General features: G+C 60.7%; 16 protein-coding genes. 11 read left to right on the forward strand and 5 right to left on the reverse strand.

What is annotated here, in order from left to right:
- Window positions 1-264: 264 nt before the first annotated feature.
- From DDA898_RS17325 to DDA898_RS17340, 4 genes are all read left to right on the forward strand, one after another.
- On the forward strand, window positions 265-1851 hold the full coding sequence (locus tag DDA898_RS17325; protein WP_013319307.1) for a methyl-accepting chemotaxis protein: 1587 nt from the start codon (window positions 265-267) through the stop codon (window positions 1849-1851).
- Window positions 1852-2214: 363 nt separating this feature from the next.
- On the forward strand, window positions 2215-3126 hold the full coding sequence (locus DDA898_RS17330) for a PucR family transcriptional regulator (RefSeq protein WP_038911858.1): 912 nt from the start codon (window positions 2215-2217) through the stop codon (window positions 3124-3126).
- Between the two features lie 2 nt (window positions 3127-3128).
- Window positions 3129-4379, forward strand: a complete 1251-nt coding sequence (gene codA / locus DDA898_RS17335) for a cytosine deaminase (protein WP_038911859.1) — start codon at window positions 3129-3131, stop codon at window positions 4377-4379.
- Window positions 4380-4533: 154 nt separating this feature from the next.
- The gene (locus DDA898_RS17340; RefSeq protein WP_038911861.1) at window positions 4534-5154 is read left to right on the forward strand and encodes a Fic/DOC family protein; all 621 of its coding nucleotides are present in this window, start codon (window positions 4534-4536) and stop codon (window positions 5152-5154) included.
- Here DDA898_RS17340 and DDA898_RS23415 read toward each other — a convergent pair.
- Complete coding sequence (locus tag DDA898_RS23415; protein ID WP_033112044.1) at window positions 5133-5324, reverse strand: hypothetical protein; 192 nt, start codon at window positions 5322-5324, stop codon at window positions 5133-5135. The two genes, DDA898_RS17340 and DDA898_RS23415, sit on opposite strands and share 22 nt — an antisense overlap.
- Window positions 5325-5469: 145 nt before the next feature.
- Complete coding sequence (locus DDA898_RS17350) at window positions 5470-6483, reverse strand: type IV pilus twitching motility protein PilT (RefSeq protein ID WP_038911862.1); 1014 nt, start codon at window positions 6481-6483, stop codon at window positions 5470-5472.
- Between the two features lie 21 nt (window positions 6484-6504).
- Here DDA898_RS17350 and DDA898_RS17355 point away from each other — a divergent pair, with 21 nt between their 5' ends.
- From DDA898_RS17355 to DDA898_RS17385, 7 genes are all read left to right on the forward strand, one after another.
- Window positions 6505-7239 (forward strand): YggS family pyridoxal phosphate-dependent enzyme, encoded by a 735-nt coding sequence (locus DDA898_RS17355; RefSeq protein WP_038911863.1) that lies wholly within the window; start codon window positions 6505-6507, stop codon window positions 7237-7239.
- A gap of 33 nt (window positions 7240-7272) precedes the next feature.
- On the forward strand, window positions 7273-8094 hold the full coding sequence (gene proC, locus DDA898_RS17360) for a pyrroline-5-carboxylate reductase (RefSeq protein WP_013319313.1): 822 nt from the start codon (window positions 7273-7275) through the stop codon (window positions 8092-8094).
- 43 nt (window positions 8095-8137) lie between these two features.
- Entirely contained in the window at window positions 8138-8692 is a 555-nt protein-coding gene (locus DDA898_RS17365) for a YggT family protein (RefSeq protein ID WP_013319314.1), read from the forward strand.
- Window positions 8689-8979 carry a DUF167 family protein YggU gene (gene yggU, locus DDA898_RS17370; RefSeq protein WP_033112045.1) on the forward strand — a complete coding sequence of 97 codons (291 nt, stop codon included), beginning with the start codon at window positions 8689-8691 and terminating at the stop codon, window positions 8977-8979. The genes DDA898_RS17365 and yggU overlap by 4 nt, the downstream gene beginning before the upstream one ends.
- A gap of 46 nt (window positions 8980-9025) precedes the next feature.
- Window positions 9026-9619, forward strand: coding sequence for an XTP/dITP diphosphatase (locus tag DDA898_RS17375; protein WP_013319316.1), 594 nt, complete (start codon window positions 9026-9028; stop codon window positions 9617-9619).
- On the forward strand, window positions 9612-10751 hold the full coding sequence (hemW, locus tag DDA898_RS17380) for a radical SAM family heme chaperone HemW (protein ID WP_038911864.1): 1140 nt from the start codon (window positions 9612-9614) through the stop codon (window positions 10749-10751). The genes DDA898_RS17375 and hemW overlap by 8 nt, the downstream gene beginning before the upstream one ends.
- 124 nt (window positions 10752-10875) lie before the next feature.
- The gene (locus DDA898_RS17385) at window positions 10876-11004 is read left to right on the forward strand and encodes an entericidin A/B family lipoprotein (RefSeq protein WP_013319318.1); all 129 of its coding nucleotides are present in this window, start codon (window positions 10876-10878) and stop codon (window positions 11002-11004) included.
- 52 nt (window positions 11005-11056) lie between these two features.
- Here DDA898_RS17385 and DDA898_RS17390 read toward each other — a convergent pair whose 3' ends face one another.
- From DDA898_RS17390 to aas, 3 genes are read right to left on the reverse strand one after another with little or no spacing between them, the layout of a single operon-like run.
- Window positions 11057-11512: a GNAT family N-acetyltransferase gene (locus DDA898_RS17390; protein ID WP_038911865.1), complete on the reverse strand. Its 456-nt coding sequence runs from the start codon at window positions 11510-11512 to the stop codon at window positions 11057-11059.
- An 11-nt stretch (window positions 11513-11523) separates the two neighbouring features.
- Window positions 11524-12771, reverse strand: coding sequence for a lysophospholipid transporter LplT (gene lplT / locus DDA898_RS17395; RefSeq protein ID WP_013319320.1), 1248 nt, complete (start codon window positions 12769-12771; stop codon window positions 11524-11526).
- Window positions 12768-14966, reverse strand: a complete 2199-nt coding sequence (aas, locus tag DDA898_RS17400; RefSeq protein WP_038911867.1) for a bifunctional acyl-ACP--phospholipid O-acyltransferase/long-chain-fatty-acid--ACP ligase — start codon at window positions 14964-14966, stop codon at window positions 12768-12770. The genes lplT and aas overlap by 4 nt, the downstream gene beginning before the upstream one ends.
- Window positions 14967-15184: the final 218 nt, after the last annotated feature.

Here is a 15184-nt window from a genome sequence, read left to right on the forward strand (position 1 = left end):
ATCATGTTCATTTTTTATCAGCAGATGATAAACCAGTGATCAACGTCGGGCGAGTTTATTTAGCGCCAACCGATCCTTTCCAAAGCCGAATTCCCCGAGTCCATGCATTTCCATTCACAAAAGATAAGAGAATCGTGCTTCCTAACATGCTGTTTCATCTGTTATGTTCTGAACAAAAATAACCCTACAACATCTTAACGTACGGCGAGCCCGGAACAGGCTCTGTCAGTGGTTTTTTGCTCTGCACACACTAGGAAATGAACCATGCGTTTGAAAAATCTCTCCATCCGCACCGGTCTGCTAACATTGCTGACCGTCATCACCCTATTGTTACTGCTGGTCAGCGGTATGGGGATTCAGGCCATCAACAAAAGCCGTGCCTCCCTGACGGCGCTCAATCAGATTCAGGGAGAACAACTGGGCGCGTTGATGAATGGTTATAACCTGACGCTGCGGGCCAGAGCCTCCGCCACGCTGGCGGTGCGCAAAATCGAAATCGGTTTGCTGGATGTCGGCGTCAAAGAGACCGAAAAGCTGGAAGGCTATGTGCAACAGTCGGAAAAGGATATTCGTCAGTTCAACAGCGTTGAAACCAACGGCGAGCAAGAGCAGAAACTGGCGCAACAGGTGTTAAAAAGTTATCAGGACTACCTGAATCAGGGGCTAAAGCCGATGATGGACTCCCTGAAAAAACAGTACACCGACGAATATTACACCTTGCTGGAAAACAACCTGACGCCCCTGAGCGACGCATTTGATAAATCCATCCAGAACTTCCGCAGCTACTCCCAGCAACTCTCCGCACAACATATCCAACAGGCCAATAGCAACGAACGGCTGATGCTGATGCTGATCGCGTTTGCCTGCCTGCTGTCCCTATCGCTGGTGCTGCTGGGTTGGCTGGCGTTGCGCCACATGCTGCTCAAACCGCTGGATCACGCCATTGAACAACTGGAACACGTGGCCTCCGGCGATTTGACCCGCCGCATTACCCAGGGGGGCAACAATGAACTGGGGCGGCTGAGCGACGCCATTGAGCGCATGCAGTTGGCTCTGCTGGATTCGGTCAGCCAGGTGCGTGACGCCAGCCACCAGATCGATCAGGGCAGCCGTGAGTTGTTCAGCGGCAACCGCAATCTGGCGGAGCGGACCGAAGAGTCGGTCGCGGCGCTGGAACAGACCGCCGCCAGCCTGGAAGAACTGAGCGCGACGGTGAAACGCAACGCCGACAACGCCGAGCTGGCGCATCAGTTGACCAATCAGGTTTCCGACACCACCGATCGCGGCAACGAATCCGTTAACTACGTGGTGGAGAAAATGCGTGAAATCGCCGCCAGCGCCAAACGGATCAGCGATATTCTCGGCGTTATCGACGGCATCGCCTTCCAGACCAATATTCTGGCGCTGAATGCGGCGGTAGAAGCGGCCCGTGCGGGCGAGCAAGGCAAAGGCTTCGCGGTGGTGGCGGGCGAGGTGCGGAGTCTGGCGCAGCACAGCGCCCAGGCGGCCAAAGAGATCCGCACCCTGATCCTGGATTCGCAGTCCCATGTGTCGGAAGGGCTGGATCTGGCGGCCAAAGCCGGTACCACCATGGACGACGTGGCGGAAGAGATCAACCGAATCACCAGCCTGATGAAAGAGATCTCCTACGCCTCTCAGGAACAGCATCGCGGCATCGAACAGGTGAACATCGCCTTCACCCAGATAGACAAAGTAGCCCAGCAGAATGCCTCGCTGGTTAAAGCGTCCGCCGACACCACCCAATCGCTGGAAGAGCAATCTCGCCAGTTGGTGCAGGCGATGGCCATGTTCCGTATCGAAGACCACACCGCGCTGCTGCAGGCACGCTGATTCTCATCCCTGCTTCGGCAGTGACCGCTCGCCGGTCACTGCCTTCCCTGCCTAAGCGAATGTTCTGCCTTTTCCTGCCCGGTAAGCCCGCTCACGCTTTCAGTGCATGACGCACAACAAACGGGCGCGGCATGCCTGTTTTCGGCGCCAAACCATGCAACCTGCACAAGATCCCCCTATCCACCCTACTACCGCTAACCGCAAAAGCGGCACGTTCCTTGCTGTATTTTCAAAGACGTAGTTTCTTTCAGACGCAGTTTCAAGGACGTAGTTCAAAGGCGTAGTTTCAAGGACGTAGTTCAAAGGACGTAATTCCACGGACATTGCTGTTCCCCATGCCGGGGCGAAACCAGAGGGACCACTATGACGGCATTTCATCACAGGAACGGGCCTCATCATCATACCGAAAGTGACCGGGACCGGTGGCGAAGCGACTTTCTGCTCCAGTTGCTGACCTGCGATCGTCCTGATCTGCCTTTCCTCCATCAGCGTGCCGACTATCTGCAATGGCCGCTGGATAGGCCGCACCGGGTGACGGCATGGCGCCTGTCCGGGATGCCGTCGCTGTTTTCTCCGTCTTATTCCGGCTGCCCGGAAGCACAACTGCACGAGTCGCGCCGGCAGTTGCAGCAACAGCTACAGGCGCTCATGTCAGGGGAATTGCCGCCGGTCACGCTGGGCGACCTCTGCCTGCTGGTGCTGCCGACCGACAGTCCGTTGCTAAGTCGGGGACACCAAAAGCTCACGGCATTTCGTCAGGCCATCAACGCCGATATCGCGCCTCTGACGCTGTTTGGCGGCATCTCCGGCCCGGTAAGCGCAGCCGAGCACTACCGACGGGGGCTGAGCGAAGCCCGGCAGGCGCTTAACGCAGCGGAAAGCCTGCGCCCGGAAAAAGGCCTGTGCGACTACACTGATCTGGGGGTGTTGCAACTGCTGACCTCCGTCAGCGACCCGGCCTTACTCACCTGCTTTATGCACGATGCGCTGGGTAATCTGGTGGAGAATAACCGCAAGTCGCCCCATCTGCTGATTGAAACACTGGATGCGGTATTGCAGGAAAACGGTAATCTGATCAAGGCCGCCGAGCGGCTGGCGATCCATCGCAATACGCTGCATCAGCGTCTGCAACGTATTGAACAGCTGTCGGGCGGCACGTTGAACGATCCGCTGTTTCGTCTCAACGCCTCCGTCGCGCTATTAATCTGGCGCCTGTCAGGTTCGCAAACGCAGGGAACCGCCATGCCGTCGGTCAAGACAACATCACAGGAGTGATTATGAAAATTATCAACGCCGCCCTGCGTCATCAGGCCGGGTTCCACACGCTGCAACTGCAGGACGGCCTGATTGCCGCGATAACGCCCCAGCCTGCCTTACTGCCCGCCGCGCCGGATACCATTGACGCCGCCGGGCAACTGGCGATTCCGCCGCTGGTGGAACCGCATATTCACCTTGATGCCGTCCTGACCGCCGGTGAACCGGAGTGGAACATGAGCGGCACGCTGTTTGAAGGCATCGAACGCTGGAGCCAGCGCAAAGCCGTGATCACCCACGAAGACACCAAGCACCGGGCGCATACCGCCATCGGCATGTTGCGCGACCACGGCATCCAGCACGTTCGCACCCACGTCGATGTCACCGATCCATCGCTGGCGGCGCTGGAAGCGATGCTGGAAGTCAAAGACGAGGCGAAGGGTTTGATCGACCTGCAAATCGTCGCCTTCCCGCAGGAAGGCATCGAGTCATACCCGGCAGGCCGCCAACTGATGGAACGCGCCATCGCGCTGGGCGCCGACGTGGTTGGCGGCATTCCCCATTTTGAGAACACCCGCGAACAGGGCGTCAGCTCGGTGAAATTCCTGATGGACCTGGCGGAACGCACCGGTTGTCTGGTGGATGTACACTGCGACGAAACCGACGATCCAAACTCGCGTTTTCTGGAGGTGCTGGCGGAAGAAACGCGGGTGCGGGACATGGGCACGCGCGTCACCGCCAGCCATACCGTGGCAATGGGGTCTTATGACAACGCCTACTGTTCGAAACTGTTCCGCCTGCTGCGCCGCGCGGGCCTCAGCTTCATTTCCTGCCCGACCGAAAGCATCCACCTGCAAGGGCGATTCGACACCTTTCCCAAGCGCCGCGGCGTCACCCGGGTAGCCGAACTGGACCGTGCCGGCATGAACGTCTGCTTCGGGCAGGACTCGATCAAAGATCCCTGGTACCCGCTCGGCAACGGCAACATTCTGCGCATCCTCGACGCCGGGCTGCATATCTGCCACATGATGGGGTATCAGGATTTGCAGCGCTGCCTTGATTTCGTGACCGACAACAGCGCCACATCGCTGCATCTGGGCGATCGCTACGGTCTCGCCGTCGGCCGCCCCGCCAACCTGCTGATTCTGGATGCGGAAAACGACTACGACGCGGTGCGGCGTCAGGCCAAAGCGCGCCTGTCGATACGCCACGGAAAGATCATCATGCAGCGCGAACCGGAGCTGATTCGGTATCCGAGCTATCAACCGGCTTAACGCTATTCGCGCTGAGCGTGACGAAGAGCCTATTGAAGCAGGCTCTTCGCGTCACTCGCGCAAGATAGAGCTCATTCAACGCTATACATTCCACGCTACAATACATTCCACGCTACAAAATAGTGCGGTGTGATGCTGAAGGTCGGAGGATATCATGGGACGATATAATGTTTTCAGCAGCGAAGGACAGTACGCGCAAGGCTCGGAAGATCAGGTGCTGAAAAACAAACTCGGTATTGCCGCCCCTGATGAAATTGACGGCGCTGAACTGGTGCTGCTGGAAAAACTGTACCATTTCGTCTTTGAAGACCACTTTCCCGCCAACCAGCCGTTGAGTGTCGACCTGATCAGGGCATGGCACGCGCTTTGGCTCGGCAACCTCTATGACTGGGCCGGTCAGAACAGGTCCGTCAATATCAGCAAAGGCGGATTCCTGTTTGCCAGTGCGTCACAAATCCCCAGCCTGCTTGCTAAATTCAACGATAAATGCCTCCCCCGATACACACCTTGCACTGGCATGACACGCGATCGGTTGGTCGAAGCCATTGCGGTTATCCACGTAGAGTTGATACTGATTCACCCCTTTCGTGAGGGAAACGGGCGTATATCAAGGCTGGTAGCGGATGTGATGGCCGTTCAGGGCGGTTATCCCCCACTGGACTATCAGCCATGGGAACAGAACAAGAACCAATACATCAGTGCTATCCATGCCGGAATCGGAATGGATTATGAGCCGATGAAATACTGGGTTAATCAGGCACTGACAGGCGGATAAACAGCCAGATTCAGGTAAGCGAACTTATCCCGTTGCTCGTCCAGAGAAGAGGCAATATTGCCGGAAGACTGGCCGGTTTCAATGGCCGTCGATGTCGTCACAGTACGAATGATTTGCTCGCGAGAAGGCATCACATACTGCTCGTTCTGGCGCTTTTGGTTGACAGCCATATCGTCCTCCCAATATTGGTCCGTTTATTATACATGCAACCTGGCATGAAGTAATCCTGCCCTGAAAGCAAAAGGAAACCACCCAAGTCTCTTTAGCCACATTGCCGTCTCCGGCAGCACATCATGACATTCACTGGCGCCCGGGTTAATCCGCATTGATCTCAGGCCGCAGCATCCCCTCCCGGCACCGTTGCTGGTAACTCTGTTCAAAAGTCTGCATACCGACCTGGCTGCCGGTTTGCAGCAGGCTGGGCAACTGGTGGGTTTTGCCTTCGCGGATCAGGTTGCTGACCGCCGGGGTGGCGAGCAGCACTTCAAACAGCGCCACGCGCCCGCCTTGCGCGCCCGGCAACAGTTTCTGCGCCACCACCGCCTGCAGGCTGGCGGCCAGTTGCGCGCGGACAAACGCTTTCTCCTCGGCGGGAAAAACGTCCACCAGCCGATCCACCGCCTGCACCGCCCGCCGGGTATGCAGCGTCGCCAGCACCAGATGGCCGGTTTCCGCCGCCGTCAGCGCCAGCCGAATCGTCTCGCTGTCGCGCAACTCGCCGAGCAGCAGTACGTCCGGGTCTTCGCGCAGCGCCGCCCGCAGCGCGCTGGCGAATCCTTCGCTGTGACGGCCGATCTCCCGCTGCTGGATCAGGCTGCGCTGGCTGGTATGCAGGAACTCAATCGGGTCTTCCAGCGTAATGATATGGCGCGCGCGGCGTTGATTAAGCGCGGCAATCATCGCCGCCAGGGTGGTGGATTTACCGCTGCCGGTGGCGCCGGTCACCAGAATCAGGCCATCGGCGCGCTCGGCCAGCTCCGCCACCACCGGCGGCGCGCCCAGCGTTCGCAGGTCGGGTTGGTGTGACGGGATCAGACGTAACGCCGCCGACAGGCCATGGCGCTGCATAAACAGATTAGCCCGTAACCGCTGGCCCTCCGGCAGCGTCAGCGCGCAATCGGTCTGCCCGCGTTGCCGTAGCTGCTGCTCGCAGGCCGGCTCCAGCCAACTGTGGCACCACTGTTCCAGTTCGGCGTTGTGCAACGGCGGCTGCGCGGCATCCGCCACCAGTTGCCCGTCGATACGCCAAATCGGCGGATGACCGCTGCACAGGTGCAGATCGGACACATTCTGTTTTACACTAGACCGCACCCATTCACTCACATCCATTGATTGGTCTCCTGAACCATTATGACGATATCGACAGTCACTACATCGGTAGTCCAGCAAAATCTACAGGACGTTCGGCAGAGAATCTCGGCGGCGGCGGAACGTTGCGGGCGCGCGCCAGAAGAAATTACGCTGCTTGCCGTCAGCAAAACCAAACCTGTGAGCGCGATCGAAGAAGCCATTGCCGCCGGGCAACGCGCGTTTGGCGAGAACTATGTGCAGGAAGGGGTCGACAAGGTTCGCCATTTTCAGGCAGCTCAACCGGATACGCAGCTGGAATGGCACTTTATCGGGCCGTTGCAGTCGAATAAGAGCCGTTTGGTGGCGGAGCATTTCGACTGGTGCCACACCATCGACCGGCTGCGCATCGCCCAACGCCTGAGCGAGCAGCGCCCGGCGCATCTGCCGCCGCTCAATGTGCTATTGCAGGTCAATATCAGCCAGGAACAGAGCAAATCCGGCATTCTGGCCCGCGACCTGTCGGGACTGGCCGCCAGCGTGGCACACTTGCCGAATCTACGGCTGCGCGGGCTGATGGCGATCCCCGCGCCGGAAACGGACCTCGCGCGTCAACTGGCGGTATTTCGCCAGATGACCGAACTTTTCCTGCAACTGAAAGCGGATTATGGCACTTTGGATACCCTGTCGATGGGTATGACCGACGATATGGCCGCCGCCATTGAGGCCGGCAGCACGCTGGTGCGAATCGGCACCGCAATTTTTGGCGTACGTGATTACAGTTCACCGGCCAGTTAACCTTAACGGACAGACGAGAACAGCGAGAATCTGATGGAACACCGTAAAATAGCCTTTATCGGCGCGGGCAATATGGCGCAGGCAATCATCGCCGGCCTGATGGCGGGCGGCTACCCGGCCGGCCACGTCAGCGTCAGCGCGCCGTCCGCCACCCACCGGGATGCGCTGGCCGCCCGTTATGGCGTTACCAGCCTGAGCGACAATACCGCCGGCGCCCGCGATGCCGACGTCATCGTACTGGCGGTTAAGCCGCAGCTGATGGCAAGCGTCTGCGAGGCGCTGGCGCAGCAGGTGGATTTCAGCGGCAAACTGGTGCTGTCGATCGCCGCCGGCGTCAGCGTGGCCCGTTTCCGTCAGTTACTGGGCGATTCGCTCAACATCGTGCGCATCATGCCCAATACCCCGTCGCTGGTGGGTCAGGGCATGAGCGGCTTGTACGCGCCGGCGGAGGTCAGCGAAACCGACCGCGCCTTTGCCGCCGACCTGATGCAGAGCGTCGGTAAGCTGTGTTGGGTCGCCGACGAAGCGCAGATTAACGGCGTGATTGCCGCCGCCGGCAGCGCTCCCGCTTACTTCTTCCTGTTTATGGAAGCCATGCAGCAGGAAGCCGTGCGTCAGGGCTTCGACGCCGATACCGCCCGGCTGCTGGTACAGCAGGCGGCCAGCGGCGCTGCGGCGCTGGTGGAAGCCAGCCCAGATACCCCGCTGTCCACATTGCGGGAAAACGTGACCTCCAAAGGCGGCACCACCGCCGAGGCGCTGCGCGTGTTCAACGAGCGCCAGTTGAGCCAGACTGTGGCCGACGCCATGCAGGCCGCCGTGCACCGGGCGAAGGAAATGGAATCGCTGTTCTGATTGCCGTCTGAAACATGATTTTTACTGAAGGAATGACCGTCTCATGCTGACCCTGACTTTTCTGGTCAAAACTCTGATTGACCTGTACGTAATGGTGTTGCTGCTGCGCATCTGGATGCAGTGGGCGCGCAGTGATTTTTATAACCCGCTGGCGCAGTTCGTGGTGAAGCTCACCCAGCCGATCATCGGGCCGCTACGCCGTATCATCCCGTCGCTGGGGCCGATCGACAGCGCGTCGCTGCTGCTGGCGTTTCTGCTCACCACGCTGAAATACCCGTTACTGTTGCTGATTCAGGTCGGCTCGCTGTCGCTTAGCCCGATCAACCTGCTGGTGGGGCTGCTAGCGCTGGTCAAATCCGCCGGTTATCTGGTGTTCTGGATAGTGATTATCCGTTCGCTGATGAGCTGGATCAGTCAGGGCCGCAGCCCGGTGGACTACATGCTGCACCAATTGACCGAACCGATGATGGGGCCGGTGCGCCGCATTCTGCCGTCGGCCGGCGGGCTGGATTTCTCGCCGATGATAGTGATTCTGGTGCTGTACCTGCTGAACTACCTCGGCATGGATTTTTTCCCGGGGCTGTGGTTCTTGTTGTGAGTGCCGTTAGCCGTTGCGAAGACGGGCTGGTGATTCGGCTGTATATTCAGCCGAAAGCCAGCCGGGATCAGATTGTCGGGTTGCATGGCGACGAGCTTAAAGTCGCCATCACCGCGCCGCCGGTGGATGGGCAGGCCAACGCCCACCTCATCAAATTTCTTGCCAGGCAGTTTCGCGTCGCCAAAGGCATGGTGACCATCGAAAAGGGCGAGCTTGGACGTCACAAACAGATTAGAATCGTCAACCCGCAAGCCATCCCGGCCGATGTCGCGGAACTCATCTCCTGAGCCTATTCTCTGAACGAATACCCTGAGCAAATTGCAGGAACAACAGATGCAAAACGTGGTTTTAGCAACCGGCAATGCCGGTAAAGTGCGTGAACTCGCCGGTCTGCTGGCGGATTTCGGTCTCGACGTGGTGGCGCAAACCGCGCTGGGCGTCGACTCCGCCGAAGAAACCGGTTTGACCTTTATCGAAAACGCCATTCTGAAAGCGCGCCATGCCGCGCGTGAAACCGGCCTGCCCGCCATCGCCGACGACTCGGGTCTGGCGGTGAACGCGCTGGGCGGCGCGCCGGGAATCTATTCCGCCCGTTACGCCGGGGAAGACGCCAGCGACCGGCAGAATCTGGACAAGCTGCTGGCGGCGCTGGACAACGTGCCGGACGAGCAGCGTCAGGCCAGCTTCCATTGCGTACTGGTGTATCTACGCCACGCCGACGACCCGACGCCGCTGGTGTGCCACGGCAGCTGGCAGGGCGTCATCGCCCGCACGCCTGTCGGCGCAGGCGGCTTCGGCTACGACCCGGTGTTTTTTGTGCCGTCGATCGGCAAAACCGCCGCCGAACTAAGCCGCGAAGAGAAAAACGCCCTCTCCCACCGCGGTCAGGCGCTGCGTCAGTTGCTGGATGCCCTGCGACATGCTTAATCTGCCGCCGCTCAGCCTGTACATCCACATTCCCTGGTGCGTGCAGAAGTGCCCGTATTGCGACTTCAACTCCCACGCGCTGAAATGCGAAGTACCGCACGACGACTACGTGGCGCACCTGCTGGCGGATCTGGACGCCGACCTGCCGCTGGCGGGCGGGCGGCCGTTGCACAGCATTTTTATCGGCGGCGGCACGCCGAGCCTGCTCAGCGCCGAGGCGATGCAACAGCTGCTGGATGGCGTACGGGCGCGATTGTCCTTGCCGGCCGAGGCGGAAATCACCATGGAAGCCAACCCCGGCACGGTGGAAGCCGACCGGTTCAGCGGCTACCAGCGGGCGGGCATTAACCGGATTTCCATCGGCGTGCAGAGTTTCAGCCCGGATAAGCTGACGCGGCTGGGCCGCATCCACGGCCCGGAAGAGGCCAAACGCGCCGCCCGGCTGGCCGCCGGCCTGGGGTTGCGCAGTTTTAATCTGGACCTGATGCACGGGCTGCCGGAGCAGTCGCTGGACGAGGCGCTGGACGACCTGCGTCAGGCCATCGCGCTCAACCCGCCGCACCTGTCCTGGTATCAGTTGACCATCGAGCCGAATACGCTGTTTGGTTCGCGTCCGCCGGTGCTGCCGGACGACGACGCGCTGTGGGACATTTACGAGCAGGGTCACCGTTTGCTGAGCGACGCCGGGTATCAGCAGTATGAAACCTCGGCCTACGCCAAACCGGGTTACCCGTGCCAGCACAACCTCAATTACTGGCGCTTCGGCGATTACCTGGGCATCGGCTGCGGCGCGCACGGCAAAATCACCTTCGCCGACGGCCGTATTCTGCGCACGGTAAAAACCCGCCACCCGCGCGGTTATATGCAAGGCAACTACCTGCAGCAGCGCAGCGAGGTAGCGCTGGCCGACCGACCGTTCGAGTTCTTTATGAACCGTTTCCGGCTGCTGGAGCCGGCGCCGCGCGCCGATTTCACCGCCTATACCGGGTTGCCGGAAAGCGTAATCCGTCCGCACATCGACGCCGCGCTGGCGCAAGGCTATCTGACCGAAACCGGGCAGCACTGGCAGGTGACCGAGCACGGCAAACTGTTTCTCAACTCGTTGCTGGAGCTGTTTCTGGCGGAGGAGTGAGTAGCGAGAAGATGCGGCCACAGCACAAAAATCTGGCTTAACAGACTGACAACACGTTGAATTCCTACATGGGATTATGACAAAGTGAAGGCGGGATTTGCCCCGCTATAAAAGGTAAACCACCATGAAAACCCTTATTTTACTGGTCGCAACCCTGTTCATGGCGACCGCGTTGAGCGGCTGCAACACCGCTCGCGGATTTGGTCAGGACGTGCAAAAACTCGGCAGTTCCATCTCCCATACCGCCAGTTGACCGGCGCCCCGCTTGCCGCGCAGGCAGCGGGGCCACCGTTTCAGAACAGCCATTACCCCGCCGTTCGCATCGGCACGTGAGGAATACCGTCCTCGTCGTAGCCATCGCCACACACCACAAATCCAAATTGCTGGTAGAAATGCTGCAAATGCGCCTGCGCGGACAGGTATTGCGCCCGTCCCGGCCAGTGGCGCGCGCAGGCGGCCTGCGAATGCATCAATAACTGATGCCCGAACTGTTGACCGCGCGCCTCGGGGGCGACCACCACCCGGCCAATGGTCACCGCGTCCTGCCCGTCATGGGGCGCCAGTAGCCGCGCGCAGGCAATCAACCTGCCGTTTTGCCAGGCGGTCACATGACGGTTGTCGTCCACCAGATCCAGACCGTCCGCGTCCTGATAGGCGCACTGCTGCTCGACCACAAATACCTGACTGCGCAGGCGCAGAATGTCGTACAGCGCGTAAGGGTTCAGGTCTTTCACCCCCCAGTCATGCCAAATCAGACTCATCCCCCCTCCCGTTATTCACTTTCATCAGAGGTCTGCGTGACCACCGTCTCCGGCCGACGCCGCCACTGGGTGACCTGCACCCAGACCCACAGCCCGGCAATGGCGAGCGCGAACAGCACGCCGAAGCCGACGCCGATCGCCAGCACCGGCACACCGACCTTCACCGCCAGCGAGTAGAGCGCCAGCATCAACAGCATGGCGCCGTTTTCGCCCAGGTTCTGCACCGCAATGGCGTTGCCCGCCCCGACGCTTTCCCGGCCGCGCTCCTGCAACAGCGCATTGAGCGGCACGATGAAGAAGCCGCCCAGCGCCCCCAGCACCAGCAGGCAGGCGTACGCACTAATCAGGCTGTGTTGCAGGGTGAACACCACCACCATCACGCCGATCAACACCCCGGCGGGCAGGCAGCGCCGCACGGTTTTCAGCGTCACCAGCTTACCGGCCGCCGCCGCGCCGACCACGATCCCCACCGCCACCATCGCGTTGAGCAGCGTCGGCGTCGAATTGTCGTTGATGCCCAGCGCCAGCGGCACCCACAGCACCAGCAGGAAACGCAGCGTCACGCCCGCGCCCCAGAACATGCCGGTGCCGACCAGCGAAAACCGGGTTTCGCCGTTGCGCCACAGCACGCGGCAGGCGTCAAAGAACGAGCGGGTCATGTGCGCCGGGCGCCAGGACGCGCCGGGGCGAGCGGGCGCCAGTTTCGGAATCAGCAGGTTGGCGGCCAGCGCGATGCCGTAGGCCAGCGCACACGCCGCCAGCGCGCCGTAGATATGCCAGTCGGCCAAGACGCCGCCCACCACCGAGCCGGTGAGAATGGCGGCGATGGTGGAGGCTTCCATCAGGCCGTTGGCTTTCACCAGCTGATCGCCGCGGGTGATTTCCCCCAGAATGCCGTACTTGGCCGGGGAATAGGCCGCCGCGCCCAGCCCCACCAGCGTGTAACCCAGAAACGGATTGCCGCCCAGGCAGATCAACAACGCGCCGGCCAGCTTCAGGGCGTTGGCGAACATCATCACCCGCCCTTTGGCGAAACTGTCGGCGAATTGGCCGACAAACGGCGCCAGCACGATATAGGCGGCGACGAATCCCATCTGCAGGAAGGGCTGGCTCCAGTCGGGATACGCCAGCGATTTCACCAGCGCCAGCGTGGCGAACAGCAGCGCGTTATCGCCGAAAGCGGAGAAAAACTGCGCCACCATCACCGCGTTCATACCACGGGAAAACAGCGACGACGAGGGAGAAGTCTGGTTACTCATGCATCATGCTCCGGTTGCGCATCCGACACATCGTCCGCCCCGTCAGCGGGCTGCTCCGCCAGTTGGCGCAGCGTGACGAAGTCCGGTTTGCCGCTGCCCAGCAACGGCAGCTCTTTCAGGTAACGGATATCACGCGGCACCGCCAGTTCCGGCATGCCACTCTGGCGCGCCTGCGTCAGCAGGCTGTCGCGGGTAAGACCGGCATCGGTGGTAAACAACACCAGCGCCTCGCCTTTGCTGCTGTCGCTGCGGGCGCTGGCGGCGTGCTGCGTCTGCGGCGATACCTGATTCGCCAGTTGCTCCACGCTCTCCAGCGACACCATTTCCCCGGCCAGCTTGGCGAAGCGCTTAACGCGGCCGACGATGGTACAAAAGCCCTGCGCGTCCAGGTCGACGATATCGCCGGTGTCGTACCAGTTCGCTTCACGCTGCCCCAGCTCGTTTTCCGCCGCCGGCAATTCCAGCTCGCCGGGGTTTTCCACCCGCAGGTAGCCTTTCATCACGTTCGGCCCGCGCAGTTGCAGACGGCCGCCGTGATGGATGCCCGGCACCGGGATCAACCGCGACTCGATGCCCGGCAATAGCCGGCCGACGGAGTGCAGTTTGCAGGCCATCGGCACGTTGATCGCCACCACCGGCGCGCACTCGGTCACGCCGTAGCCTTCCAGAATGCGGATACCGAATTTGTCCTGCCACACGGTTCGCACCCGTTCGGACAATTTTTCCGCCCCGGCTACCACGTAGCGCAGGCGGGCGAAATCGTACGGGTGGGCGAAGCGCGCATAGTGCCCGAGGAAGGTGGAGGTGCCGAACAGCACCGTGCAGTTGCGGTCATACACCAGCTCCGGCACGATGCGGTAATGCAGCGGGCTCGGGTAGAGGAACACCCGCGCGCCGGTCATCAACGGCGTCAGCAGCCCCACCGTCAGCCCGAAAGCGTGGAACAGCGGCAGCGCCGACATGAAACGGTCGCGCGGCGTGAAATCGGCCACGGTGCGAATCTGCTCCACGTTGGCCGTCAGGCTATTGTGGGTATGCACTACCCCTTTCGGGTTGCCTTCCGAGCCGGAGGTAAACAGGACGATCGCCGCGTCGTCCGACTGTTGCGGGCGCATAGCGCGCAGCGGGAACAGCAGGTGGAACAGGATCCACAGTTTGTCCGACAGCGTGACGGTGTCCTTCAAATCTTCCAGATAGACCCAGTTAGCCTCTTTCACCTGCTGCGGCAAGTGGGTTAGCTTGCCTTTCTCCAGAAACTGCCGTGAGGTGACGATGGTTTTGATCCGCGCCGCGCTCATCGCGCTCTGAATCCCTTTCGCCCCGGCGGTGTAGTTCAGCATCGCCGGCACCCGGCTGCCGAGCGACGCGCCGAGAATCGCGGCGGCGGTGACGGTGGCGTTGGGCAGCAGCAACCCGACATGTTCGCGCTCGCCGGTAAAGCGCTGAAGAATACGCGACACCCCCAGCGATTTTTTCAGCAGGCCGTGGTAGCTGTCTTCCTTCAGGTTGATGTCTTCAATGCAGGGCGAGTGGTAGCCATAACGGCCGCAGGCGGCCAGAAACGCCTGATACAAGGTGTGACGCGGGCGCACCGCCATGCGCGCGTCCATCATGATGCGGTGCAGCGCTTCCCCCGCCAGTTCGCGGCGCTCACGCGCCGAAGGCGCCACCGGCATCGGTAATTTGGCCGGCGGCAAAAAGTGCAGGGAGATCTGCGGAAACAGGCGACGGCGCAACACCCCGCCCAGACGGCCGAAATGGGTGAACTCCGGTCCTTCGATGCGTACCGGCACCACGGTGGCGCCTGAACGAGCGGCCACGAACGCCGCGCCGCCGTAGATTTTCATCAGCGAGCCGGTGACGGTAATACGCCCTTCCGGGAACACCACCACCGGACGCCCCTGCTCTACCAGCCGGATCAACTGCTTGATAGCCAGCGGCTTGCTCGGGTCCAGCGGCAAAAAATCGATGTACGGTTTCAGCCAGCGCATGAACCAACGATCGGTGATGCTGGAATAAACGGCGAACACCGGCTTGCTTTGCACCGGCAGAAACAGCGCCATCAACACGCCATCAAGGAATGAAACGTGGTTTGGGGTAATCAATATCTTTGACTGCCGGAAACCGCTTTCATCACCCGTGATCTGAATACGATACAGTTGCTTCAGCGCCCAGCGTAAAAAGGTATAAATCATCCCACCTCCCTATGTGTAAACAGTGACCCTGTCCGGTGTGGACCCGCTCGCCGCCGATGGTTCATGCCCGAACGTTCTCTCAGGCATTCACTCTCGCCGCCGCCATAACTGCGCCCCGGGATAGCGCGCGCACCGCGGCGCGGCTCCCCGTCAACGGGTTCACCATACCATAAACCACACCAACATTAGCGATGAAAACACCGCCGTAACAAGCGGTG

It is taken from the genome of Dickeya dadantii NCPPB 898 (genome assembly GCF_000406145.1).
Lineage (GTDB): Bacteria > Pseudomonadota > Gammaproteobacteria > Enterobacterales > Enterobacteriaceae > Dickeya > Dickeya dadantii.

Excerpts from the sequence above, each read along its gene's own strand:
- proC (WP_013319313.1), top strand. The coding sequence starts at position 7,273 with ATGGAACACCGTAAAATAGCCTTTATCGGCGCGGGCAATATGGCGCAG.
- DDA898_RS17325 (WP_013319307.1), top strand. The coding sequence starts at position 265 with ATGCGTTTGAAAAATCTCTCCATCCGCACCGGTCTGCTAACATTGCTG.
- DDA898_RS17365 (WP_013319314.1), top strand. The coding sequence starts at position 8,138 with ATGCTGACCCTGACTTTTCTGGTCAAAACTCTGATTGACCTGTACGTA.
- DDA898_RS23415 (WP_033112044.1), bottom strand. The coding sequence starts at position 5,324 with ATGGCTGTCAACCAAAAGCGCCAGAACGAGCAGTATGTGATGCCTTCT.
- lplT (WP_013319320.1), bottom strand. The coding sequence starts at position 12,771 with ATGAGTAACCAGACTTCTCCCTCGTCGTCGCTGTTTTCCCGTGGTATG.
- codA (WP_038911859.1), top strand. The coding sequence starts at position 3,129 with ATGAAAATTATCAACGCCGCCCTGCGTCATCAGGCCGGGTTCCACACG.
- DDA898_RS17385 (WP_013319318.1), top strand. The coding sequence starts at position 10,876 with ATGAAAACCCTTATTTTACTGGTCGCAACCCTGTTCATGGCGACCGCG.
- DDA898_RS17340 (WP_038911861.1), top strand. The coding sequence starts at position 4,534 with ATGGGACGATATAATGTTTTCAGCAGCGAAGGACAGTACGCGCAAGGC.
- DDA898_RS17330 (WP_038911858.1), top strand. The coding sequence starts at position 2,215 with ATGACGGCATTTCATCACAGGAACGGGCCTCATCATCATACCGAAAGT.
- DDA898_RS17390 (WP_038911865.1), bottom strand. The coding sequence starts at position 11,512 with ATGAGTCTGATTTGGCATGACTGGGGGGTGAAAGACCTGAACCCTTAC.
- aas (WP_038911867.1), bottom strand. The coding sequence starts at position 14,966 with ATGATTTATACCTTTTTACGCTGGGCGCTGAAGCAACTGTATCGTATT.
- DDA898_RS17375 (WP_013319316.1), top strand. The coding sequence starts at position 9,026 with ATGCAAAACGTGGTTTTAGCAACCGGCAATGCCGGTAAAGTGCGTGAA.
- hemW (WP_038911864.1), top strand. The coding sequence starts at position 9,612 with ATGCTTAATCTGCCGCCGCTCAGCCTGTACATCCACATTCCCTGGTGC.
- DDA898_RS17355 (WP_038911863.1), top strand. The coding sequence starts at position 6,505 with ATGACGATATCGACAGTCACTACATCGGTAGTCCAGCAAAATCTACAG.
- DDA898_RS17350 (WP_038911862.1), bottom strand. The coding sequence starts at position 6,483 with ATGGATGTGAGTGAATGGGTGCGGTCTAGTGTAAAACAGAATGTGTCC.